The 24155-nt window shown below is 59.3% G+C and carries 20 protein-coding genes and 2 pseudogenes; 13 read left to right on the plus strand and 9 right to left on the minus strand.

Annotated elements, in window-relative coordinates:
- Nucleotides 1-4 precede the first annotated feature (4 nt).
- The 5 genes from kdpA to AACY44_RS01070 all read left to right on the plus strand — a co-directional run bounded on the left by kdpA (nucleotide 5) and on the right by AACY44_RS01070 (nucleotide 7953).
- Nucleotides 5-1705 carry a potassium-transporting ATPase subunit KdpA gene (gene kdpA, locus AACY44_RS01050; RefSeq protein WP_339427769.1) on the plus strand — a complete coding sequence of 567 codons (1701 nt, stop codon included), beginning with the start codon at nucleotides 5-7 and terminating at the stop codon, nucleotides 1703-1705.
- Nucleotides 1706-1725: 20 nt separating this feature from the next.
- Nucleotides 1726-3783: a potassium-transporting ATPase subunit KdpB gene (gene kdpB, locus AACY44_RS01055; protein WP_339529647.1), complete on the plus strand. Its 2058-nt coding sequence runs from the start codon at nucleotides 1726-1728 to the stop codon at nucleotides 3781-3783.
- Between the two features lie 100 nt (nucleotides 3784-3883).
- The gene (gene kdpC, locus AACY44_RS01060; RefSeq protein ID WP_339529649.1) at nucleotides 3884-4429 is read left to right on the plus strand and encodes a potassium-transporting ATPase subunit KdpC; all 546 of its coding nucleotides are present in this window, start codon (nucleotides 3884-3886) and stop codon (nucleotides 4427-4429) included.
- Between the two features lie 145 nt (nucleotides 4430-4574).
- The gene (locus tag AACY44_RS01065; protein WP_339529651.1) at nucleotides 4575-7226 is read left to right on the plus strand and encodes a sensor histidine kinase KdpD; all 2652 of its coding nucleotides are present in this window, start codon (nucleotides 4575-4577) and stop codon (nucleotides 7224-7226) included.
- Nucleotides 7227-7263: 37 nt separating this feature from the next.
- Complete coding sequence (locus AACY44_RS01070; RefSeq protein WP_010211910.1) at nucleotides 7264-7953, plus strand: response regulator; 690 nt, start codon at nucleotides 7264-7266, stop codon at nucleotides 7951-7953.
- A 116-nt stretch (nucleotides 7954-8069) separates the two neighbouring features.
- Here the strand turns inward: AACY44_RS01070 and AACY44_RS01075 are convergent, their stop codons facing one another.
- Nucleotides 8070-9107, minus strand: a complete 1038-nt coding sequence (locus AACY44_RS01075) for a patatin-like phospholipase family protein (RefSeq protein ID WP_339414797.1) — start codon at nucleotides 9105-9107, stop codon at nucleotides 8070-8072.
- Nucleotides 9108-9325: 218 nt separating this feature from the next.
- On the opposite strand from AACY44_RS01075, the gene AACY44_RS01080 reads away from it, so the two are divergent.
- From AACY44_RS01080 to AACY44_RS01090, 3 genes are all read left to right on the plus strand, one after another.
- Complete coding sequence (locus AACY44_RS01080; protein ID WP_339414796.1) at nucleotides 9326-9604, plus strand: hypothetical protein; 279 nt, start codon at nucleotides 9326-9328, stop codon at nucleotides 9602-9604.
- Between the two features lie 83 nt (nucleotides 9605-9687).
- Nucleotides 9688-10449 carry a CHAD domain-containing protein gene (locus AACY44_RS01085; RefSeq protein WP_339497398.1) on the plus strand — a complete coding sequence of 254 codons (762 nt, stop codon included), beginning with the start codon at nucleotides 9688-9690 and terminating at the stop codon, nucleotides 10447-10449.
- A gap of 91 nt (nucleotides 10450-10540) precedes the next feature.
- Nucleotides 10541-11338: an acyl-CoA thioesterase gene (locus tag AACY44_RS01090; protein WP_339437439.1), complete on the plus strand. Its 798-nt coding sequence runs from the start codon at nucleotides 10541-10543 to the stop codon at nucleotides 11336-11338.
- Nucleotides 11339-11371: 33 nt separating this feature from the next.
- Here AACY44_RS01090 and AACY44_RS01095 read toward each other — a convergent pair.
- The 5 genes and pseudogenes from AACY44_RS01095 to AACY44_RS01115 form a co-directional block, all read right to left on the minus strand.
- Nucleotides 11372-11611 (minus strand): annotated as a pseudogene (locus AACY44_RS01095) (terminase); the annotation flags it as partial.
- An 847-nt stretch (nucleotides 11612-12458) separates the two neighbouring features.
- Nucleotides 12459-13277: pseudogene (locus tag AACY44_RS01100) on the minus strand (RHS repeat domain-containing protein); the annotation flags it as partial.
- The gene (locus tag AACY44_RS01105; RefSeq protein ID WP_339415054.1) at nucleotides 13253-13615 is read right to left on the minus strand and encodes a hypothetical protein; all 363 of its coding nucleotides are present in this window, start codon (nucleotides 13613-13615) and stop codon (nucleotides 13253-13255) included. The pseudogene AACY44_RS01100 and the gene AACY44_RS01105, both read right to left, overlap by 25 nt.
- Before the next feature lie 198 nt (nucleotides 13616-13813).
- Nucleotides 13814-15295 carry a methyl-accepting chemotaxis protein gene (locus tag AACY44_RS01110; protein WP_339529654.1) on the minus strand — a complete coding sequence of 494 codons (1482 nt, stop codon included), beginning with the start codon at nucleotides 15293-15295 and terminating at the stop codon, nucleotides 13814-13816.
- 96 nt (nucleotides 15296-15391) lie between these two features.
- Entirely contained in the window at nucleotides 15392-16198 is an 807-nt protein-coding gene (locus tag AACY44_RS01115) for a TatD family hydrolase (protein ID WP_339427774.1), read from the minus strand.
- 236 nt (nucleotides 16199-16434) lie between these two features.
- Here AACY44_RS01115 and AACY44_RS01120 point away from each other — a divergent pair, with 236 nt between their 5' ends.
- From AACY44_RS01120 to AACY44_RS01130, 3 genes are all read left to right on the plus strand, one after another.
- Nucleotides 16435-17856: a transglycosylase SLT domain-containing protein gene (locus AACY44_RS01120; RefSeq protein WP_339529656.1), complete on the plus strand. Its 1422-nt coding sequence runs from the start codon at nucleotides 16435-16437 to the stop codon at nucleotides 17854-17856.
- Nucleotides 17857-17959: 103 nt separating this feature from the next.
- Nucleotides 17960-18394: a DoxX family protein gene (locus AACY44_RS01125; RefSeq protein ID WP_339414790.1), complete on the plus strand. Its 435-nt coding sequence runs from the start codon at nucleotides 17960-17962 to the stop codon at nucleotides 18392-18394.
- A gap of 250 nt (nucleotides 18395-18644) precedes the next feature.
- Nucleotides 18645-18953 (plus strand): hypothetical protein, encoded by a 309-nt coding sequence (locus AACY44_RS01130; RefSeq protein WP_056857201.1) that lies wholly within the window; start codon nucleotides 18645-18647, stop codon nucleotides 18951-18953.
- A gap of 4 nt (nucleotides 18954-18957) precedes the next feature.
- On the opposite strand, the gene AACY44_RS01135 is transcribed toward AACY44_RS01130, so the two are convergent.
- From AACY44_RS01135 to AACY44_RS01145, 3 genes are read right to left on the minus strand one after another with little or no spacing between them, the layout of a single operon-like run.
- On the minus strand, nucleotides 18958-20688 hold the full coding sequence (locus tag AACY44_RS01135) for a Gldg family protein (protein WP_339529658.1): 1731 nt from the start codon (nucleotides 20686-20688) through the stop codon (nucleotides 18958-18960).
- A 15-nt stretch (nucleotides 20689-20703) separates the two neighbouring features.
- Nucleotides 20704-21429 carry an ABC transporter permease gene (locus AACY44_RS01140; RefSeq protein ID WP_339529660.1) on the minus strand — a complete coding sequence of 242 codons (726 nt, stop codon included), beginning with the start codon at nucleotides 21427-21429 and terminating at the stop codon, nucleotides 20704-20706.
- A complete protein-coding gene (locus AACY44_RS01145; protein WP_339414787.1) occupies nucleotides 21426-22352 on the minus strand; it encodes an ABC transporter ATP-binding protein in 927 nt (308 codons plus the stop codon). The genes AACY44_RS01140 and AACY44_RS01145 overlap by 4 nt, the downstream gene beginning before the upstream one ends.
- A gap of 219 nt (nucleotides 22353-22571) precedes the next feature.
- On the opposite strand from AACY44_RS01145, the gene AACY44_RS01150 reads away from it, so the two are divergent.
- Together AACY44_RS01150 and greB are read left to right on the plus strand one after the other, a co-directional pair.
- Complete coding sequence (locus AACY44_RS01150; RefSeq protein WP_339437442.1) at nucleotides 22572-23555, plus strand: hypothetical protein; 984 nt, start codon at nucleotides 22572-22574, stop codon at nucleotides 23553-23555.
- 112 nt (nucleotides 23556-23667) lie between these two features.
- The gene (gene greB / locus AACY44_RS01155) at nucleotides 23668-24141 is read left to right on the plus strand and encodes a transcription elongation factor GreB (protein ID WP_192298729.1); all 474 of its coding nucleotides are present in this window, start codon (nucleotides 23668-23670) and stop codon (nucleotides 24139-24141) included.
- The last annotated feature ends 14 nt before the right edge of the window (nucleotides 24142-24155 follow it).

A 24155-nucleotide genomic window follows, 5' to 3' on the forward strand; every position in this document is an offset into this window, starting at 1 on the left:
GGCCATGCACAGTTATGACTATTGGCTGATCATTGCCTTTTTTGCCTTGGTGCTGGTGCCGGCCCCGTTCCTGGGGCGGTTCTATTACAAAGTGATGGAAGGGCAGCGCACCTGGCTGAGCCCGGTTCTGGGGCCTGTGGAGAAAGCCTGTTATCGCCTGGCGGGCGTGGACGAGCAGCAGGAACAAAGCTGGCAGAAATACATGCTGGCCTTGCTCGCGTTCAATCTAGCGAGCTTTTTGCTGTTGTTCACGATTCTGTTGTTCCAGGACTATCTCCCACTGAACCCGCAGAAGTTGCCGGGTCAGGAATGGACGCAGGCCTTCAACACGGCGGTCAGTTTCATGACCAACACCAACTGGCAGTCCTACAGCGGTGAGGCGTCTTTAAGCTACCTCAGCCAGATGGCCGGCCTGACCGTGCAGAACTTCGTCAGCGCTGCCACTGGCCTGTCAGTCCTGGTTGCTCTTTGCCGTGGGATCGGTCGCAAATCGGCGCAGACATTGGGTAACTTCTGGGTCGACATGACCCGCGCCACCCTCTACGGCCTGTTGCCGTTGTGCCTGGTGCTGGCGTTGTTCCTGGTGTGGCAGGGCGTTCCGCAAACCTTCGCCCATTACGTCGATGCCGTGACGATGCAAGGCGTGGATCAAGTGATCCCCCTGGGCCCGGCGGCCAGCCAGATTGCGATCAAGCAGTTGGGTACCAACGGCGGTGGCTTCTTTGGTGTCAACTCGGCGCACCCGTTCGAAGACCCGACTGCCTGGGCCAACCTGTTCGAAGTGGCATCGATCATCCTGATCCCGGTGGCGCTGGTGTTCACCTTCGGCCACTACGTGAAAGACCTGCGTCAGAGCCGTGCGATTCTCGGCTGCATGCTGGCGCTGTTCCTGATCGGTGGCGCGACCTCGTTGTGGTCCGAATACCAGCCCAACCCGACCCTGAACAACCCTGCCGTGGAGCAGACCGCGCCGCTGGAAGGTAAGGAGGCGCGCTTCGGCACCACCGGCACGGTGCTGTGGTCGGTGACCACCACCGCAGCGTCCAACGGTTCGGTCAACGGCATGCAGGACAGCCTCAGCCCCCTCAGCGGGATGGTCGCGCTGGTCAACATGATGGTCGGCGAAGTGATCTTCGGCGGCGTCGGTGCCGGCATGTACAGCATGTTGCTCAATGTGTTGATCGCGGTGTTCCTCGCCGGCCTGATGATCGGCCGCACCCCGGAATACCTCGGCAAGAAGCTGCAGGCCAAGGAAGTGCAATTGCTGGTGGTGACGCTGCTGGTCATGCCGGTTGGCGTGCTCGTGCTCGGTGCCATCGCCGCGAGCCTGCCAGGCCCGGCCGGTGCCATCAGCAACCCAGGTCCGCACGGCTTCAGCCAGTTGCTCTACGCCTACACCTCGGCCAGTGCCAACAACGGCTCGGCGTTCGGTGGCTTCAGCGCCAACACACCGTTCCACAACCTGATGCTGGGCCTGGGCATGTTGATCGGTCGCTTCGGCTACATCCTTCCGGTACTGGCCCTGGCCGGCAGCCTGGCGATGAAGAAGGCCGCACCGATTGGTCAGAACAGCTTCCCTACCCATGGCCCGCTGTTCGTGACCCTGTTGACCGTGACCATTTTGCTGGTGGGCGGGCTGACCTTCCTGCCGACGCTGGCACTGGGCCCTATTGCTGAACATCTGAGCATGGCTGCTTCTAAATGAAGAGCGAAGGGGATATGAAAATGAATATGCCTGCAAAAAATGCGGCTTCGGTGCAAACCCAAGAGCCCGCCAAAACCGCGATCTCCGCCCTGTGGCGCCCGGCGCTGGTCCAGGCGTTCGTGAAGCTGGACCCGCGCCAACTGCAACGCTCGCCAGTGATGTTGGTGGTCGAGCTGACCGCCATCCTCACCACCGTGCTGTGCTTTGTGCCGGACACGACGGTGCCGACTTACGTCGCCGTGCAAATCGCCGTGTGGCTGTGGTTCACCGTGCTGTTCGCCAACTTTGCCGAAGCCTTGGCCGAAGGGCGAGGCAAAGCCCGTGCCGACAGCCTCAAGGCCGGCAGCGAAGGCCTGAGCGCACACCGCAAAGAGGCCGATGGCAGCTTCAAAGTCGTGCCGGCCACCAGCTTGCGCAAAGGTGATGTGGTGCGCGTTACCGCTGGAGAAATGATCCCCGGTGACGGCGAAGTCGTTGAAGGCATCGCGGCGGTTAACGAAGCGGCGATCACTGGCGAATCCGCCCCCGTGATCCGCGAGTCCGGTGGCGACCGCTCGGCCGTCACCGGCAACACCCGTCTGGTATCGGACTGGCTGCTGATCCGCATCACCGCCAACCCGGGTGAGTCGACCCTGGACCGCATGATCGCCCTGGTGGAAGGCGCCAAACGCCAGAAAACCCCCAACGAAGTCGCGCTGGATATCCTGCTGATCGGCCTGACCCTGATCTTCCTGCTGGTGGTGGTGACCCTGCAACCGTTCGCCCACTTTGCCAATGGCAGCTTGCCGTTGGTGTTCTTGGTCGCACTGTTGGTGACGCTGATTCCTACGACCATTGGCGGCTTATTGTCGGCGATCGGTATCGCCGGTATGGACCGCCTGGTGCGCCTCAATGTGATCGCCAAGTCCGGCCGCGCCGTGGAAGCGGCGGGGGACGTGCATGTGCTGCTGCTGGACAAGACCGGCACCATCACCTTTGGTAACCGTCGCTGTACGGCGGTGGTCGCGGCGCCTGGCGTCAGCGGCAATGAAGTGGCCGAAGGCGCGTTGTTTGCCTCCCTGGCGGATGACACGGCGGAAGGTAAATCCATCGTCGAATACCTGCGCGCCTTGCACCCGCAAGCCGAGCCGACTGCGGATGAGCTGACGGCCGTGCCGTTCAGTGCTGAAACCCGCTTGTCTGGCGTCGATTATCAGGGCCGTGTGTTCCGCAAAGGTGCCGTGGATTCGCTGCTGGCGTTTATCGGCCAACAACGCAGCGACCTGCAACCAGCACTGTCGCGGGAAATCGACAAGATCGCCCAGAGCGGTGGCACGCCATTGCTGGTGTGTGCCGATGGCAAGTTGCTCGGTGCGATTCACCTGAAGGACGTGGTCAAGCCCGGCATCCGCGAGCGTTTCGCCGAGTTGCGCAAACTGGGCATTCGGACCGTGATGGTGACGGGCGACAACCCGCTGACCGCTGCTGCGATTGCTGCCGAAGCCGGCGTGGACGACGTGCTGGCCGAAGCCACGCCGGAGAAAAAACTCGCCCGTATTCGTCATGAGCAGAACGACGGTCGCCTGGTGGCGATGTGCGGCGACGGCGCCAACGATGCTCCGGCCCTGGCCCAGGCGGACGTTGGCATGGCGATGAACGATGGCACCCAGGCCGCTCGCGAAGCCGCCAACATGGTCGACCTCGATAGCGACCCCACCAAGTTGCTGGACGTGGTGCAGATCGGCAAGGAGTTGCTGGTGACGCGCGGTGCGCTGACCACCTTTTCCATCGCCAACGACGTGGCCAAGTACTTTGCGATTTTGCCGGCGCTGTTCGCTTCGATCTACCCGCAACTCGGCGTGCTCAACGTGATGCACTTGCAGAGCCCGCAAAGCGCGATTCTCTCGGCCATCGTGTTCAACGCGCTGATCATCGTGGTGCTGATCCCGCTGGCGCTGCGCGGTGTGCGCGTGCAGGCGGCGAGCGCGGCGGCCTTGCTGCGGCGCAACTTGCTGATCTACGGGCTGGGCGGGCTTGGGGTGCCGTTCGTGGGCATCAAGGCGATCGACATGCTGCTGACGGCGTTGCACCTGGTGTAACCGAACCTGCTCTTTGTAGTGAGCGGGCTTGCCCCGCGCCGGGCTGCGAAGCAGCCCCATTGCAACACGGCAGAGCGTCCCACAAATTGAGGAATCCAAAATGTCCAACCTAATCCGTCCGGCCCTGAGCCTGCTGGTGCTCATGACCCTGATCACCGGCGTCGCTTACCCACTGGTGGTGACCGGCGTTGCCCAAGTCGCCTTCCCGGATCAAGCCAATGGCAGCCTGGTACGCGACGCCAGCGGCAAAGTGCGCGGCTCCAGCTTGATCGCCCAGGACTTTACCGGTGACAGCTGGTTCCACCCGCGCCCCTCGGCCGGCGCTTTCGCGACGGTTTCCAGCAGCGCCAGCAACCTTGGCCCAAGTAACCCGGCGCTGACGACGCGCATCTTTGATGATGCGAATAAACAGCGCGTGCCCAGCCAAGGGCCGGTGCCTTTGGCGTCGCTGACTACCTCTGGCAGCGGTCTTGATCCACACTTGCCACCGGAAGCGATTGCCTATCAACTGGCGCGGGTGGCGGCGGCGCGGAGTGTGCCGGTGTCGACCTTGCAGCGGTTGCTCGATGAGCATATCGAAAGCCCGTTGGTAGGGCCGCCGGTGGTGAATGTGCTGGCATTGAACATGGCTCTGGAAAAACTGTAACCCCCTGTGGGAGCGGGCTTGCTCGCGAAAGCGGTGTATCAGCCAATGTATCTGTTACTGATAGACCGCCTTCGCGAGCAAGCCCGCTCCCACATTGGATCGTCAGTGGGCCTGAATACTTGAATACCTGAAGGAACCCCCAAGCATGAGCGACTCCGGCCGCGCCGATGCCCTGCTAGCCGATCTGCCCCGCAACGGCCGTGGCCGGCTCAAAGTCTTCCTTGGCGCCGCGCCCGGCGTGGGCAAGACCTACGCCATGCTCCAGGCCGCCCATACCCAGTTGCGCCAGGGCGTGAAGTTGATCGCCGGCGTGGTCGAGACCCACGGCCGCGCCGAGACCGAAGCCTTGCTCAGCGGCCTGCCGCAGCAACCGTCGCTGCGCACCGAATATCGCGGCGTGATGCTTGAAGAAATGGACCTCGACGGCCTGCTCGCCGCCCAGCCCAAGCTGGTGCTGGTGGACGAGCTGGCCCACAGCAACGCCCCCGGCAGCCGCCATGAAAAGCGCTGGCAAGACATCCAGGAACTGCTCGCCGCCGGCATCAACGTGTTCACCACGGTCAACGTCCAGCACCTGGAAAGCCTCAACGACCAAGTACGCGGCATCACCGGCGTGCAGGTGCGTGAAACCCTGCCGGACTGGGTGCTGCAAGAGGCCGACGAACTGCTGCTGATCGATCTGCCCTCTCGCGAGTTGCTGGAGCGCCTGCGCGACGGCAAGGTCTATGTGCCGGAGCAGGCCCGCGCGGCCATTGATGCATTCTTCACCCAGACCAACCTCATGGCCTTGCGCGAGTTGGCGATGCAAACCGCCGCCGCCCATGTCGACGATGATTTGGCCCAAGGCTACCGCCAACTCGGCCAGGCCGCGCCGGCAGTACGTGGGCGTTTGTTGGTCGGCGTGGACGGCGATGCACAGGCCGAACGCCTGGTGCGCCATGCCAGCCGTGTTGCCCAACGCCGGCATTTGCCGTGGAGCCTGGTGCACATCGATAACGGCCGTGCGCGGGATGAGCAGTTCCGATTGCGCCTGCAAAATGCCCAGCAACTGGCCGAACGCCTTGGCGGTGAAGTGGTGTTGCTGCGAGCCGGCGAGGTGGCCAAAACGCTGATCCAGCATGCCGCCGAACGCCGCGCCAGCCTGGTGTTGGTGGGGCAGTCGCGGATGCGTTGGCGGCGTCGGTTGTTCGGTGGCGGCCTGGCTGTGCGTTTGCTGCGTAATGCCCGTAGCTTGGAAATCAACGTCCTCGACAGCGATGACATCCCCGCACCGTCACGCTTGCCGGACGTGCGCGGCCTGGTGTGGTTCGACTATGCGCTTGCGGTCGTGGCGACGGTGGTTGCTGCGGCATTGGCTTGGGCGGTGTCCAGCGTCTTGCCGCTGCCGAATATCTCGCTGGTGTTCCTGGCGGCGGTATTGCTGGTGGCCGTGCGCAGCAGCCTGGGGCCGTCGCTGGTGTGTGCGGCGTTGTCGTTCATAACCTACGACTTCCTGTTTATCCCACCGAAATTTTCCTTCGCCATCCAGCGCGAAGAGGACGTGCTGACCCTGTTGTTCTTCCTGTTGATGGCGGCGTTGACCGGCAACCTCGCCGCACGTCAACGCCGTCAGTTGCAGGCGTTGCGCGACACCCAGGAAGAAACCAGCGAACTGCTCGACCTGTCACGCAAACTGACCGCCGCCACTGATCGCCAGGCGGTGATCAGCGCCGCGGCGCATCACCTGGAAGGCTGGAGTGACCTGGACCTGTGCCTGGTCAACCGCGATGGCCAGGGCGGTTGGGCGATTGAGACCGGCGGCCCGCTGACGCTTACCGAAGCCGAGCGCGCCGCTGCTGATTGGGCCTGGCAGCATGACCAACCGGCGGGCATGGGCACTGGCACCTTGCCGTTCGGGCGTTGGTGGTGGTGGCCGTTGTCAGCCGAAGAGGGCCCGTTGGGTTTGCTGGGCGTCAGTCCAAAACCCGGCCAGGAACTGGGCGGCCAACGCCGTCGCTTGCTGACTGCCTTGAGCCAGCCATTGGCCCAGGCGCTGGCGCGGGCGCAACTGGCCCAGGAGTTGGAGTCCGCGCGGTTGCACGGTGAGACCGAGCAACTGCGCAGCGCCTTGCTGGCCTCGGTGTCTCACGATTTGCGTACGCCGCTGACCTCCATGCGCGGCAGCATCGACAGCCTGTTGGCGCTCGGTGAGGCCATCCCGCTGGAAGATCGCCGCGAGTTGCTTGAAGGCACCCGCGATGAGGCCGAACGTCTCGACCGCTATATCCAGAACTTGCTCGACATGACGCGCCTCGGCCATGGCGCTTTGAAACTGGCGCGGGATTGGGTGTCGCCGGGCGATATCGTCGGCAGCGCCCTCGGTCGTTTGCGTGCGGTGCTGGCGCCGTTGAAGGTGAGTACCGACGTGCCGCCTGAGTTGCCACTGTTGTATGTGCATGCTGCGCTGATCGAACAAGCGCTGGTTAATGTGCTGGAAAACGCCGCGCGTTTTTCACCGTCTCAAGGGCGTTTGCAACTGAGCGCGGGCGTGCTGGATAACCAGCTGTTTTTTGCCGTCGCTGATGAAGGCCCAGGCATTCCCGAAGACGAGCGCGCAAAGATTTTCGACATGTTCTACACCGCCGCACGGGGTGATCGAGGCGGGCAGGGCACAGGCTTGGGCCTGGCAATCTGCCAGGGCATGGTCGGTGCCCACGGCGGGCATATCAGCGTGGCCGACGGCATTGACGGGCGCGGCACCTGCATCACCTTGTTCCTGCCCTTGCCGACACAGCCTGGCCTGGAGCGCGAGGCATGAGCTACCCTGTTTTCTTCACGGATTTTGATTGGACACCATGAGCCAGACCGCGACGATTTTGGTCATTGATGACGAACCGCAGATCCGCAAATTTCTGCGCATCAGCCTGGCCTCCCAGGGCTACAAAGTGATTGAGGCCGGCACCGGCAACGAAGGCCTGGCCCAGGCGGCACTGAGCAAGCCGGACCTGCTGGTACTCGACCTTGGCTTGCCGGACATGGACGGCCAGCAAGTGCTGCGCGAATTCCGTGAGTGGTCGACGGTGCCGGTGTTGGTGCTGTCAGTCCGCGCCAGTGAAGGGCAAAAAGTCGAGGCGCTCGACGGTGGCGCCAATGACTATGTGACCAAACCCTTCGGCATCCAGGAGTTTCTCGCCCGGGTACGTGCGCTGCTGCGCCAGGCGCCCGCGGGTGAAGCCCAGGAAGCGGCCTTGCGGTTTGGCCCATTGACGGTCGACCTGGCCTATCGCCGCGTGCTGCTGGACGGTGCCGAAGTGGCGCTGACGCGCAAGGAGTATGCGGTGCTCGCGCAGCTCGCCCGGCATCCGGGGCGGGTGATTACCCAGCAGCAATTGCTCAAGGATATCTGGGGGCCGACCCATACTGAGGACAGCCACTATCTGCGTATTGTGGTGGGGCATCTGCGGCAGAAACTGGCGGATGATCCGACACAGCCGAGGTTTATCGTGACCGAGGCGGGGGTAGGGTATCGGTTGTTGAGTGCTTAGATGTTTGGCGTCGGCTCCGAGGCCATCGCGGGCAAGCCCGGCTCCCACAGGGGGAGTGCATTCCAAAGGTTGGAGCTGGCTTGCCTGCGATGGCGTCATCAGCAGCACCTTAACCCTCAACTCTGCTCACGCTCATACCGATCCAACGTATCACTGGCAATCTCTCGCCCCAGCGCAATCAACTCCGGCGCTTTGTAGAACTCGAAAAACCGGCACACCCGCTTCGGCACGTTGATCAGCACATCCGGCGGGTAGCCGGCGATTTTGTACTGAGCCAGCGAGGTTTGCATCACCTCGAAGCTCTGGTTGATCAGGTCCAGCAGCGACGCCGGGCCGACGTTATCGATGATGAAAGACCCGGTCGCCGACTTCGGTGCACCGGGTTTTTCCGGTGCGGCGTTGGGTTGTTGGGATTCCGGCTCGGCCGAGTCCAGCCACGGGTTGATCTCTGCCGCTTGCGCCTCCAATGCCTCTTGCTCCAGCTTCAGCAATTGTTCGGCCTGCTTGCGGCGAAACGGCAGGTGCGAACCGAGTGATTTGGCCAGGTTGTTGAACCGACTCTTGAACGCTGGCGGGCGTTGGATCACCGGCAACCGGTACTGCTTCTGGTTGGTGGCGTTGAGGTTGACCGCGATGATCAAGTCACAATGACTCGACACCACCGGCACGATGGGCAGTGGGTTGAGCAGGCCGCCGTCCACCAGCATGCGGTTGCCTTGCATCACCGGGGTAAACAGGCTGGGAATCGCCGCGGAAGCGCGCATGGCCTGGTGCAGGCAGCCTTCCTGGAACCAGATTTCCTGTTGGTTGGTCAGGTCGGTGGCGACGGCGGTGTAGGGGATGCGCAGTTCTTCGATATTGATCTCACCGACGATCTTGCGGATCTGCCCGAAGACCTTCTCGCCGCGAATTGCCCCCAGGCGAAAACTCACGTCGACCAGGCGCAGCACGTCGAGATAGTCGAGGCTTTCAATCCAGTTTCGATACGCCTCCAGCTTGCCGGCGGCGTAGATCCCGCCGACCACGGCCCCCATGGAGCACCCGGCGATACAGGCGATGTCGTAGCCGCGCCGTTCGATTTCCTCGATAACCCCAATATGGGCGTAGCCCCGGGCCCCGCCGGAGCCCAGCACCAAGGCAACACGTTTTTTCATGGTCCATGTCCTTCCTAATGCAGGCGCCCACAATGCACCCATTGAGGTGGCAGCTTCAATCTTCGCTAGGCATGTAATATTTTTCCTGAATACTCGCGGCGCTCGGGTATGCTCGGGTGTATAGGTACTGTCGATTTCAGGCTAAGGATTAGGCACTTTTCCATGTAGGCAACGTCTACAACGTACGACTGTTTTTTCTTTATCTTGAGGTGTCATCGATGAAAGCTTGGATGTGTGTGCCTGTGATCGTGTTGGCCCTGGCCGGTTGTGCCGGTAAAACCGCGTACCGCGACAGTTGCGGCTCGCAATTGGACGCTGCCTGGAAGGAGCTCGACCTGGCCAAGGCTGAGGGTTTTGCCGGCACGGTGAGCTACTCCAAGGCCTTGTCTTTGTTGACCGGCGCCAAAACCCAGCAACAATTTGAAGCGTTCGAAGGCTGCTCCACTAAAGCCGAGAAAGCGCGGTTCTATATTCGTGAGTCTCGCGCCGGGCGTTGACGCGTAGCGGCTGTCGAGTGCAACGAGGCTGCATCGGCGGCCATGAGTTATCTGGGAATTTTCGTCGTCAGGGGGAGGAAGGGATGTCAGCTTTGGTCGATCAGTTAGTCGCTCAGGTCATTAGCCTGGAAGTAGGGTTACTGAGCTGCCAGGCTCGCCTCGCCGCCGTCACCGACGATGAAGCCTTGCATGACTTGCGCACCACCGTGCGCCGACTGCGCAGCCTGTTGCGTCCCTTGCGCGGTCTACCTGGGGTAGAACAGCTTGAATTGGCAGCCAGCAAGGTCGGCCAACTGACTACGCCGCTACGCGACCGCGAGGTGCTGGCGGCGTATTTGCATCAGCATGGCCATCACGAAGCCGCGAGCCGGCGCCTGCGTTTGCAACCCGATGCCTATCGCCAGGTGGCGCAAAGCCCGGAAGTTGCCCATTTGCTGCAGATACTCGACGCCTTCCCACGTTTTATTCGTGCCTCTGAACACCAGAAACTGCTCAAAGGCCTGCGCCCACGCATCGAGAAACGTCTGGCCAAGCAATGGCAGAAACTCGGTGAAGCGTTGAAAGACCCCGACCATGATCGTCACCGCCTGCGGTTGCTGATCAAGCGCGTGCGCTACGCTGCGCAAGCGTATCCCGAGCTGGACAAATTGCCTGCCAACGCCCTGTCACGCTTGAAAAAAGCCCAAGCTGCCCTCGGGGATTGGCATGACTGCTGGCAGTGGTTGGCCCTGGCCGAGCACCAGGCCGATCTGCAACCTTGTGTTGCGGTATGGCATCGCACCATGGCCAAGGCGCAAGGGCAGGCCGATCGCGTGCTCGCCAAATTCAGCGCCGATTGTTTCTGAGCCGGTCCGGCTTTTGGCCGGAATAGGCGCTGCACCTCACGGGCCCGATGATTAAGATCACCCATCTGTTCCTTCTGATGTGAGACGCGCCATGCGCTTTAGTGATTTGCTCGACGCCGCACGAAGCAACCCGCTGGATGTAACCATCCCTGCGGAATGGGCCCAGGGCCGCGCAACGTTTGGTGGGCTGGTCGCCGCATTGCAATACGAAGCCCTGCGCGCCCAGGTGCCAGCCGATCGGCCTTTACGATCAATGGCAATCACCTTTGTTGGCCCGGTAGCGCCGGACGTTTCTGCCAGTTATCAAGTCGAAGTGTTGCGCGAAGGCAAGGCCGTTAGCCAATTGCTCGGCCGCGTGACGCAGAACGGTGAAGTGGCGACACTGGTACAAGCCAGTTTCGGCGCGTCGCGAGCGTCGGAAATCGCTGTCGAGAGTGAAGCACCGCCCGTGTTCAAACACTGGGATGAGTGTCAGGAACTGCCCTATATCAAGGGGGTCACCCCTGAATTCATGCGCCACCTGGCGATGCGATGGAGCGTCGGCGGCTTGCCATTTACTGGCAACAAATCCCGCGACATGGGCGGGTGGGTACGTTTACGCGGGGATGTAAAAGAAGAGCCACTGACCGAGGCGCATATCCTCGCCTTGGTCGACGCCTGGCCACCGGCCCTACTGCCGCACCTGAAAAAGCCGGCACCGGGCAGCACCCTGACCTGGACCATCGAGTTCATCCAACCTTTGCAAAATCTCACGACGCTCGACTGGTGCCAGTACCATGTCAACATCGAGCACGCCCGCGACGGCTACGGCCATGCCGCTGCCGCGCTATGGAGCCCCACCGGCGAGTTGATCGCCATCAGCCGCCAGACCGTGGTGGTCTTCGCCTGACCTCAATGTCGGTGGCGTTGCTGTTCAACACAAACTGGCTTGGACTTCCACGCTATGACCCTGCCGCTGCAAGGCCAGACCAGCCAGGACACCGACAATGCCGACGGCGACACTGGCAGGGCTTGTGCTGAATACCCCGGATACGATCAACAGAAACCCGATAATGAACAGCGGCACCGCAATCAGGCGCAATGCCTGGTTGGTCGGGTGCTGGTGGTTCTGCGGGTAACTACGCCATTGCCAGGCGGGGAGGTTGGGGTGACGTTTGCCCATGATGGTGAATCCTCTGTCCGTTGAAATGCTATGGACAGAGTTTAGGTGGGGCGGGGCGAGTGGGCGAATTGGGGTTGCCTATGGGGGGCATAGGGAATACTCACCTAAAGTCTGCAAGAGCATTTTTTAGCGGATGTCGAGGCTAAATGTTCTGGGCGAGTCTAGCTGTGAATGTACTCGTATACCTCTGGATAGAAGATTTTCCTGATGTCTAAGGTGCTGATCGCAAACTCTAATTTCTCTGAATGTATAGCGTGACATATGATTTGAGCGACGCCATGCGTTTCAGTGTCATGAAATTTGAATAACAGATTTTCTTCGTCTGCCAATATTAATTTAAAGTCGTCCGTTGTGGATATGTACTCTAAATGGCTTAGTCGTTGCCATAATGACTCTGGTTGGTAGTCTTGTCTTGTCATTAAAGTTGCACGGCTACGGTATGCCTTTAGTTTGTTTAGATCTATATGGTCTGGACGGGTGTCCAAATACTCTACTCCAGAATAAATTGAGGTTGCTTCATTTTTTCTGAATATGTCTTTGGGGCCTGAGTTTTTCGCAAAGCGCCTTAACGCTAGGTACTCCTGTGTCTTGTTGTACTTGGGAGTCCTAGTGGTATACCAAGTTAGTATCAGTGGCCATTCATGTGTCAACAGCGATGCGAGGGCGAGCCAAGTGTTCCACACATTTTCAAAGTCTGGATTAAGGAGTGTAAACGTGGCATACCCTCGTTCTTCTGTAGGGTGTAGGTGTGCCCAGGGGTGTATGCCGGTTTCGTGTATGAAGACTGTGTCCATTAATCACCTTTTAAAATGCGTATGGGAGTCATTGCCGATGGTTAACGGAACTTTTACCCCTCAACGGTAACCTCGGTATTGAAGTGTGGAGCATGATTGCCTTTTTCATGACCTAATGAATGCTCACAAATTTCTACATCTCTATAAAGTAATTCGAATTCGTAAACCCTTCCTTGAATGTAGCGATCTTGATCGGTGATGGTTTCTCGGTAAACATTTTTGGGATGCTGAGTCTTAGGTACACCTCCGATTGCTTTTGCTCTTTTAAAAGCTCCATTTCTAGAAAGTCTGGTATCAAAGCCTTTGGGTAGCTCAACGTCACCCTCATTGATTTCAACGTTTTCCCCCGGATTTTCTGGGCGATTTGTGGGTTTACATCCATCCTCCCCCGGACACCTGCTCAGCCCTAGCGGATCCACCCAACCCGTAGGGTTGGGCACGTACTGGTAGGCGTTAATCCCACCCGCCAACTTAACTGGATCTGGCGTCAGGTAGCGACCAACATCCGGATTGTAATAGCGATGGCGGTTGTAGTGCAGCCCGCTTTCTTGATCGAAGTATTGGCCTTGGAAGCGCAGCGGGTTGTCGACTTTTCCTATGTCCAGGCGGCTGATTTCACCGTAGGCGCGGTAGTGCGCGGACCAGATGATTTCGCCATCTGGGGCGGTGAGTTCTTGTGGCGTGCCGATGTGGTCGAGTTGGTAATGGTAGGGCTTCGTTTCTTTTGGACCGAAACCTTCCAGCAGCGCCAACGGGCGAAAGCTGTCGGGTTCGTAGAGGTAACTGCGGTGGCGGTCCGCGTGGTGTTCGGCGATGAGTTTGTCGCCTTGCCAGAAGAACTCGGTGGTTAGGCCGTCGATGGTTTTGCTGATGGGCGGCCATCGGGAGCAATCGCTTGTAGCATCACCGGCGTATTGCCGATGGGCACAAAGCGTGTGCTCTCGAACATATGCACCAAGGTCAACGCGCCCTGGGCTTTGCAGACGGCAACCGTGCGATTGGGTTTTTTGGAGGACGCCGGAGCGACGAGAGAAACCTCTTCCCCCACCTTGAATACCTGCTCGACTTCCAGCGACGAGCCACTCCAGACGCTCTCGGCCCATTCGTCAAAAGTATTCAGGCAATCCCGAAAGTCACGAAAGACGCTTTCGACGTCTGGCGCTTTGGCATTCATCGGCGACAGGACAAACTTGCCAATGACCGGAATCAAGAGGCCGTCCAACGGGGCACGGTGTTAACGGAGAAGTACATCGGCGGTCCCTCGCGCTGATTGATCAGGCGAGAGACTTTGGAGAGGTTGGTAGTGAAAAGAAGTCGGCGTTATTCGCCGGGATAGCTAGGAAGTTTCACCAAAACCTCGGGCAAACCGAGGCTTCGTTGTAGGCAAGGGATTACAGGCTGATCATTCCTACAGCTTCAACAGTCCAATCGCTTTGCTCAGCTCCCCGGCCAAGGCCGCCAGTTCATTGCTGGTAGTCGCCGAGTCCACAGTCTGCTGCACGGTGTTCTCGGTCACGTCACGAATGCTCACGACCGCGCGGTTCATCTCTTCGGCGACGTGGCTCTGTTGTTCCGCGGCGACGGCGATCTGGGTGTTGCTTTCGCGCATCTGCGCCACAGCACCGGTGATTTCGGCGAGGGCGGCGCCGGCTTCCTGGGCTTGTTGGACGCAGTCGTCGGCCTTGAACGAGCTTTCCTGCATGAAGTCCACCGCGTCGCGGGTGCCGGCTTGCAGGGCTGAGACCATGCGGGTGATTTCGTCGGTGGAGGTTTGGACGCGTTTGGCGAGGTTGCGCACTTCGTCGGCAACCACGGCGAACCCCCGACCCATTTCGCCGGCGCGGGCCGCTTCGATGGCGGCGTTGAGGGCGAGCAGGTTGGTCTGTTCGGCGATGCTGTGGATCACGCTGACCACGCCGTTGATTTTCTGGCTGTCCTCGGCGAGTCTCTGGATCATTTCGGCGGTTTGCTGCACGCCGGTCGACAGGCCGGCAATCGAGCGTTGTACGCGGGTGACCACTTCCCGGCCGCTGCCGGCAAGGGTGTCGGCGGTCTGCGACAGATCCCGGGTGGCGCCGGCGTGCTGGGCAATATGGTAGACGGTGGCGGTCATCTCGTTGATGGCGGTGGCGGCCTGGTCGGTTTCGCTCTGCTGGCCGAGCATGCCGTGCTGCACCTCGTTCATGCTGCTGGCCAGGCGCGCGGCGCCATCATCGAGTTGCTTGGCGGTACGCGCGACGGTGTTGACCACACGTTGATAGCCCGCTTGCATGGCGTTGAAGGCGCTGGCCATCTGGCCGACTTCGTCCTTGCACGCCAAAGGCACACGGGCCGACAGGTCGCCGGTTTTCTCAACGTGCAGCATCACGTCCTTGAGGGTGTTGAGTTGGCTGAGCAGGAAGCGGATCAACAATTGCGAGGCACCGAGCATCGCGAGCATCAGGATCAATACCGCCACCGCATAGTTGGTGAAGCGTTCGCCGAACACCTGGCTCAGGCTTGGCGCGTAAGCGAGTACGGCCACGTATTGACCGTCAGTGCGGGCGATGACTTCAGCCCCCATCAGTACGTTCTCGCCGAATAACGGCATGTGATTGAGTTCGACCCAGCCAACGCTGCTACCCAGGGCTGACAGGTCCTGGTCGGCCATTTGTGGGACTTGGCCGCGCTTGAACGTCAGCCATTGCTCGCCCTTGGGCAGCGCTTCGCCAGCCGGCCAGGCGCTGAGCAACCGTGCTTGGGCCTGCGCCGAGGCATGGGACGCGCTGCTGCGGGCCTGTTGTTCAAGCTGCAGGGCGTACAGCACCAGCAACAGGGTGGTAATGAAGGCGACCGCGTTGACGGCCCAGAATTTGTACTTCAGCGAGATATTGCTAAGCCAGGCACCCATGGAAGGTTTTCTCTGATAGCGGAAACAGCATTGGCAAGGTGCCATTATTGTGCCGCTATCGAGGAAACCGGTTTTGACATGGGTCAACGCGCCGCATCAATCCACTTCAGGCAGCCCGAAAAAGGTGCGGGCGCAGGCAGTGCTGTGCCGGGCCAGATCTTCCACGCTCTCGTTGCGATGCAGGGCGACTTCGCGCAGCACTTCCGGCAGGTACGCAGGTTCATTTCGGCCATTTTTTGGCTTGGGGCGCAGCGTACGTGGCAGCAGGTAGGGCGCATCGCTTTCCAGCATCAGACGGCCACGGGGAATTTCCCTGACCAGTGGGTGCAGGTGTGTCCCACGGCGTTCGTCACAAATCCAGCCGGTGATGCCAATGTGCAGGTCGAGGTCGAGATAACTGAACAGCGCCGTTTGTTCGCCGGTGAAGCAATGCACCACGGCGGCGGTGAGTTGGTCGCGGTAGTCCTTGAGGATTTCCAGCAGGCGCACGTTGGCGTCACGCTCGTGGAGAAACACCGGCAGTTTCAGCTCGACGGCCAGTGCCAGGTGCTCTTCCAGTACTTTTTCCTGCTGCGGGCGCGGTGAAAAATCCCGGTTGAAGTCCAGCCCGCATTCACCCACTGCTCGCACGCGGCTTTCGCTGAGCAAACCGCGCAAGCGTTGGGCGCTGTCGCCGTTCCAGTCACTGGCAGAGTGGGGGTGAATACCGGCGGTGCTGAACAGGCGCTGGCCGCTTTCATCGAGTTTTACGCACAGCTCCAGGGCGTGTTCGCTGCCCTCGACGCTGGTGCCGGTGAGCACCAATTGTTGCACGCCGGCGGCATAGGCACGCTCAAGCACAGCCTGGTGTTTCTCGTCGAAACTGGGGTTGGTCAGGTTGACGCCGATATCAATGAGTTGCATGGTGCTACCTCCGCCTGCGGCCGGAAAGCATATCAGAGCTGTAGATTTATAAGAAAAACTAAGAACTACAACGAGTTATAGCTGTCTTTGAACGTCGCAAGTGACACTGGGCTTGGTCGAACGCCTTGCCCTGTGCCACCGTTGCGCGCAAAGCCTGCGCTTAAAGCGCTCTGTTTCTGACCCCACCGCCTCGTTTTTCGCGAGGATGTTGGCCAGTATTCTTTTCCGGAGAGCGGATGATCCGACCCTCGGCGTTGCTTATATTGTGCCTGACGCTGCTGCTGCCCATGGCCGCGGTTGCGCGTCTGGACGGGCCGCTGGAAGTGACCAAGCCCGGCAAAGTACGCGACCTGGCGCAGATCCGCTCCAGCCGCACCCTGCGTGTATTGGTCAACCAGAGCCGTAACAGTTCCGGCGAGGTTCAGGGTCAGGCCATCGGTGTGGAATACCATCGTTTGCGCGCCTTCGAGCAATACCTCAATGGCCATTCCCGTAACGGCCAGGAAATCAACCTCAAGATCATTCCCAAGGCCAAGGACCAGTTGCTCGGCGCGCTGGCCCGTGGTGAAGGTGACCTGGTGGCGCCCGGTGAGCTGCTGGATGTCAAGGCTGCGCACAAGATCAGCACCAGCGATCCGATTGCCAGCGGTGTGCCGCTATGGCTGGTGGGTGTGAAAGGCGAGCGGCGGTTTACCAAGGTTGAGCAGCTGTCCGGACGCACCCTGGCGCTGACCACCGGGAGTGCGGCGGCGGACGCCATCAGCCAGGTTAATCAGAAACTGGCCCTGCACAAGCAACCACCCATCAAGGTGGAGTGGGTTGACCCGACCCTGGCCGTGGAGGATGTGCTGGAGATGGTCCAGGCTGGCATTTTCCACCTGACCATTGTCGAAAAGCCGATTGCCGAGCGCTGGTCGAAGATCCTGCCCAAGTTGCGTTTCGATAAACAGGTGGTCATCAGCGAGCCGGGCGACGAGTATTGGTTTGTGCGCCAGGATGCCTCGATGCTGCGGGCCAGCATTGATCGCTTCCTCAAGACCTATCGAACCCCCGCAGACCAGGATGTGGCGTTTCAACGCATCTACCGTCGCCTCTACCAAGTACGTAACCCGCTGGCCCGCGCCGACCGCCAGCGCCTGGAAAAATTGCGCCCGGTGTTGCAAAAACATGCCCGCGAGCAGGGCATGGATTGGTTGAACCTTGCCGCGCTGGCCTTCAAGGAATCCGCACTTGACCCTGGCGCACGCAACAGCGGCGGGCCCACCGGCCTGATGCAGATCACGCCCTCGGCAGCGCAGCGCGTGGGGGTCAACAATATCGAAAGTCTCGACAATAATGTGCAGGCGGGTGCGCGCTACCTGGCGATGATCCGCCGCAAGTTCTTCGCCAGCCCCAAGCTCAACGAGCGCGAGCGGATGGCCTTTGTGCTGGCGGCGTACAACATGGGGCCAGAGCGGGTGCAGGGCATGCGCACAGAGGCAAAGCGCCGGGGGCTCAACCCCAACCAGTGGTTCTTCCAGGTTGAACGCATTGCCATGGAGCAAGTAGGCATGGGCGGCGTCAGCTATGTTAATAGCGTCAACAAGTACTATTTGGCGTTCGATCGGGAGCGGGAGTCCCTGGAACCGCCAGCGCCGAAAATCATTTCACGGAAGTAATCGATTTCATCGATATTAATCAGGCATTTTTTCGGCTTTTATCATTGTTTAAACTGATTAATATAGCGGCCAACCAACCCCTACTTTGAAAAGGATTATCACCATGAGCCCACTGATCAAAAGCGTCCTGTCCACCCGTGCCGGTTACGGCCTGACCATCCTGCGTATTATTGTCGGCATTATCTTCGCCGCCCACGGTTCGCAAAAACTCTTTGGCTGGTTTGGCGGCTATGGCCTGGCGGGCACTGCCCAGTGGATGGAAAGCATCGGCCTGGCGCCGGGTACGCTGATGGCGCTGCTGTCGGGTGGTACCGAGTTCTTCGCTGGCCTGGCACTGATCGTTGGTCTGCTGGCGCGTCCGGCGGCACTCGGCTTGACCATCCTGACGCTGGTGGCGATCTTCTCGGTGCACATCCATAACGGTCTGTTCATGGCCAACAACGGTTATGAGTTCGCACTGGCCTTGCTCGGCGGCACCCTGGCGGTGTTGTTGGAAGGTGCGGGCAAACTGTCTGCCGACCGCGCTATCGCCAACTGATCGTTCTGCAAAACCTTGAATCGGCCCGCCATGTGCGGGCCTTTTCGTTGCTCGGGATTGTTGACACCGCCCCATCGGCTTCTCTAGGATGCCGTTCATGCGCCGATTTAAACAGCTAATTGCGGGGCGCCATGGGTGATCGTTATCGGTCCCGACAGAAGCATGTTCCATGCTTTGAAATTCCGCTAAAGCGCTGGTTCGGTGTTGCCTCTCACCTGCCCGCAGACTTTTGAGGCAGAGACACGACACGATGAATGCACTACGCCCCCTGATACGCCTGGCCCCGATCACCGCGGACCTCACTCAACGCAATCCTAAAATTCTCCTTGGCGGCAAGCACCAGCCTACGCTCTTGCGTTACTTGGATGGCTGGCCGCGCCGCACTGGCCGACCCTCAGCGTTCCTGATCCAGTTTGTCGAAGATGGCGATTCCCTTGCGCGTTTTGCCAGCAACAGCTTTGACCTCGCTGTCATCCAGGCCCCCAGTGCCGGCGACGCCGAAGAAGTCATCCGCCAATTGACCCGCATCGCTCGACAAGGGCTGATCGCCCGACGTTAATCGTTCAGTGAATCAGGCTGCCAGCGTGCAGCCGACGACGGCGATGACCCCGGAAGACCCCCCAGGCGATCAGGCATAACGTCAGCGGAATGGCAAAGGTCACGACCAGTTTTATCGCCAGTTCCAGGTCACGCACCTGGGCATAGGCTTCGCGTTGTAAGGCATGCAGCTCCATGGGCAAGCGCAGGCGTTCCTTGTTGAGGGCTTGCAACTGGGTGGTGGTGTCCACCGCCTGGGTGCCGAGGGCAGTGGACCACGGGTTCAGCCGTTGCCATTCCTGCTCCGTTCGTTGCAGGCGTCGTTCCAGGTCGCTGGCCTTTGCGCGATAGGCGTGCTTCGCGACCTCGCGCATGCGCTCCAGCACTGTCGGCTCCCGGTCCTGCGGCACGCGAGGGCGGATTGCGGCGAGTGTGTCGGGGGCGGACAGGTTGTCCAATGTATTCAAGACAAACAACGCGTTGCTGTCAGGTGCCGAATTGCTGACCTTGTCCGTAAGCAAGTCCGTGTCAGCAATGACCACGACCTGTATCTGCGCTGCTTTCTGCACACCGGGCGGTTGCCCCTTGAGGCCATCTGGAAAGACAGAATAGCTCGGCCCCTCGATACGTGCGGCTATCACATGACGTCGCGCTTGGCCCGATGCCTGTTCAATCAATGAGTCGACCGTGGTTGCGCGTGTGAAACTATTGGCATCCAGCAGCACCGATTGCTCGGAGCTGTGCAGGAGAGGGGTTAAGGTCGTGCGACTTTTACTCAGTCGTGAGAGGGCACCACTGCTCGATACCGTCACCCTGTTGAGGTTCCATGTGCTGATATCGTTTGTGTTCATCGCCTGCCGAGGCAGATTCAATCGGACCTGAGTGGGCGCCCCTGGCGTTTCCCAAGGCGTATAGAGGTCGTCGGCCAGCAGCTTGTCCGCTGGCATCTGGATACCCCAGGCAGCCAGTAATTGGTCCAGGCGAGTGTTCGCAGGGGCAGCGGTCGAGCGTTGCTCGCTCAAGGGATCAATAAACATCATCAATCTGCCGCCCTTCAATACAAATTGTTCAATCCCATACAGGGTTCGCTCAGATAACGCCTGTGGGTGCACAACCATCAGCGTTTTTATGCGCTCGGGGACGTGCGCGGCAGTCGACTCCAGGTTGACCAGATCAAATTCACGTCGTAGATCCTGCAACAGCCGACCTGCAGCTTCGTCCATCGCCAGCCCCGACAGCAGTGCAACGACCGGGCGCTCCGGGTGCTGCAACTTATAGAGCAGGTGGCTGATTTCATACTCGAGCAAAGGCTCCCGGTCGAGGCTGAAGGAACCAATACGGCGCACACTGTGACCGGCGCGGGTGCCGATAAGGCCGAGAAACCCAGCGGTGTGGTCGAGTCCGGATAGCCGCGCTTTGTAGGCGTCCTCGGAAAAAGGTGCAGGTTTAATAAGGTGCAGGTTAATCATGCCATTGGCGGTTTTTTCGTACGCCTTGAGCAGTTCCTCAATACGCTTGCTGTAGCGTTGCACGGCGTTGCTTCTTTTAGGGGCGTTGTTCGAGTTGAAGTAATACAGGTCGACGGGGCTTTCCAATGTGGAAGCTAGATGTTGTGCTGAAGACGATAAAGTGTGAACTTTTTGTTGAGAAAAATCCCACTGAATATCAGGAAGTTTACCTATCCAAACCAGATTGAACGCCAGAAAAAGCAACAAGGTGACGGTGAGTGTCATGCCGGTGCGCAGAGTGGACCGCATTAAGGGTTTCCCTTCTCAGCTGTGTTTGTAGTTGAGTGTGACGGTCGCCGCAGCGAGAAAGGCGAGGATCATGCTAATGAAGTAAAGCGTGTCGCGAAGTGTAAGTTTTCCATCATCGATACTGCTGAATCGTAAAGCAGGGCTGAGGGTGGCCAGGCTGTCGATCAATCCTATCGGGGCTTGATGCTCAAGCGCATCCAATACAGTAGAGAGCCCACTGGCTGTTAGCAGCAAGACAAGGGTCAGTACGAAAATGACAGTGCGCTGGCATACAAGTGTGCAAATAAAGAAACCGGCGGACAGGTAGCTGCCCGCGAGCAGCCAACTCGACAAAAATTGTGAAGCGATAACGCTGTTGTCTGCCCTGCCCAAGTAGTTGGCAATGATGACGAGAGGAAACATCAGGAGCAGCGTGGTGCCTGCGACGAACCAAGCGGCTAGGAATTTCCCGATAACCCATTCAAGTGTCGTGATGGGCATGGTTTTCATCAGGCCGAAAAAACCTGCATTGGCCTCATCCGACCATAGTTGCGTGGCCAGGGCGGGAATCAACAGTAAGTACAGCCAGGGGTGGAACTGGAAAAAGACCTGCAAGTCGCTGTCGTTTTGTTCCGGCCACGAGCTTATGTCCATGCCCAACGTCACTGACAGTATCAGGAAGATCGCAATGCTCAGGTAAATACTGGGTGTGCAGGCAAAGCTGGCAAGTTGACGCTTTAATATGATGGGCAATAGTTTCAAAGCGACGCCTCCTGGCTCAGTTGGTGGACTACATCATTGAGGCGACCTGGTTCCAGGTTCAGTGAGTTGATTTTCCAGCGACGACTGGCAATCAGCGTGCTGATATGGGGATAGATGGTGTGCCCCGGCATGGCGAGAACGGTCACCGTGCCGGGTGCGTGCCGATGCTCCTCGATGCCTGCCACGCCTGGCAGTACGGCGAGGGCCAGTAGATCCAATGGTGTGTCGGCAGCAAGTGTGACGGCCTGGAAGTGACGGGAGCCGCGCTGTAGATCGGGCAGTGGGGTATCGGCCACCAGGCGACCGCCAGCTATGACCAACGCGCGTGTACACCATTCGGACAATTCATCGCAGTGACGAGAGGCGATGATCACTGTCATTTCTTGCGTCAGTGATTGGATAAGCGCCCTGAATGTATGTTTCTGATCAGGTGCGAACCCTTCCGTTGGCTCATCCAGCAGTAACAGGGCTGGACCATGCAGGATGGCTTGGGCAATAGCGACTTTGCGTTTCCAGGCAATGGAGAGCGCGTCGAGGGGGGCATTGAGCACCGGAAACAGTTCCAGTCTTGCAACAACGTGTTCCAACCGTGCGCGCTTTTCGGCGCCGTGGAGGCCGCGCACGGCCGCGATGAAGCCAAGGAATGTGTTGACGGACATTGTTGGATGGCCGAGGTCTTTTGACAGTTGGTAGCCGACGAGTTTTCTCGCTTTAAGTGCATGGCTTTGAGTATTGAAGCCCTGGATATTTATATAACCGCTGGACGGCTGCGTCGAACCGGCTATTAGATTGAGCAGGGCTGTTTTGACCGTATGATCCTCTCCGAATAAACCCAGGCATTCTTGTGGATGGGCGCTAAATGAAAAGTCGCTGATTAGAGTTGTGTTACCCGTGTGTTTTGTCAGATTGCTTATTTCGATCATTTTTGTACCGAATAAGTTTGGCATGACGTAGGGGGCGTGAAAAAAGGGTACGGGTAATGACCGTTTTTGGGAACGCCGATAACTATTAATAAGACAAGTCCTACGTGCGAGGCAGTCAAGCCACTGAAACAATGTGTTGTGTTTAAAAGTGTCCAATTTTCGAATGTTTATTTGTTGTTTATGTAAACTTTCTGCCCCGCATAATGAGGCCTGAATGCCATGATGCTGCTACGTACCCTTGTGCTTGAACGCGACGGTCAAGATGCCCCGGTTAACGGTGCACTGCTCTGTGGGTTTGCTGTAGGTCAGACGGCCTCCAACTTTCTTGTTTACAGTTTGGATGAGGAGGTAGAGCCGGGAAGTTCCAGGGTCTATATCGCGGCCTTGCGTAAGAAACTTGACCGGTATTTCCTGGGCGGGGTCGAGTCCAAGGAAGACTTGCAGGTGGCCTTACATGTTTTTAAGCAAATACTGACATTGGCCGCTTCGGGGGTTAAGGCGGGCGGCGTTACTGAGACTCAGGAGCCCTATCATTTTGTCGATTTGAAAGGTTGCAAGCTGCCGCCCGCCAGGCCCGAGGATCATCACTCGGTGATTATCAAGAAAGCGCTGGTGATGAAAGTGATCACCCTGGGCATGTCGGCCTCGACACTGCCGGCTATCGAAAGTGCTTCATTGATCGTGCCGTCCATTCGTTTTTCGTCGCAAATGAGCTCCCCGGCCAAAGGGGCGGGCCCCTCAGAGCCACCCCGGCCGATGCATGAGCATCTGGTTGAGGAGCCACTGCCAGCTTCCGTCGAAACGCCCGTGATCATGGCGCCGCCGCCACCTGCAATCCCACGTGCACCCGTTGCACCGGCACAACCGCAACCCCCTGCGTCAACTGACCACAGTACGTTGTTCGAGGTGGACAGTACGTTGACCAACCTTGCCCGTGTCGCCCAGGAGCTGACCCAGCAAAAACTCGCGGCAATCGAGCAGGAGACGGCACTTGAGCAATGGCAGGCGCGGTTGCAGCAGGGGCAAAGCCAGTTGGACGAGAAGGTTCGAGAACTGGAACAACGCACCGCTCAATTGCATGATCAGTCGCTAGCGGTCAGCCAGAGGACCGAAGCCCTGAAGGTGATGACGTCGCAGGTGGCGGGCCTGCGGCAAAGCCTGAGAGGCATGCTGCTTGAGCTGGATCGGGCGTTGGATAGCTAGACTGGCCTGGCTACTTTCCCGGGTTCATTTATCATCAACGCCAGCCAGCCAACGCCGGGGCTGAAACCCAGGCGTATCGGCACCTATGGACATTGCCTGGGGATGCAAGCGTTTGAGTACCAAGCTGATTACCAAAGAAGGCCATGAAGCGCTGAAGAAGGAGCTGGATTACCTCTGGCGTGAGAAGCGCCCCGACACCACGCGCAAAGTAACGTGGGCGGCCTCGTTGGGGGACCGCAGCGAAAATGCCGATTACCAGTACAACAAGAAGTTGCTGCGCGAGATCGACCGTCGCGTGCGCTACCTGCGCAAGCGCCTGGAAGACATGCGTGTGGTGGAGTACATGCCCGAGCAGGAGGGCAAGGTGTTTTTTGGCGCCTGGGTGGACATCGAAAACGAACAGGGTGAGACCAAGCGTTTTCGTATCGTCGGCTATGACGAGATCTATGATCGGATGGACTACATCTCCATCGACTCACCCATGGCCCGTGCGCTGCTGCGCAAGGAAGTAGACGACGAGGCCCTCGTGCAGACCCCGAGTGGTGAAGTGTGCTGGTGGATCACCGGGATCGAGTATGTGAAGTGAGCTGGGCTGCGAAA

It is taken from the genome of Pseudomonas sp. RA_15y_Pfl1_P11, from assembly GCF_963970975.1.
GTDB classification, from domain to species: Bacteria; Pseudomonadota; Gammaproteobacteria; order Pseudomonadales; family Pseudomonadaceae; genus Aquipseudomonas; species Aquipseudomonas tritici.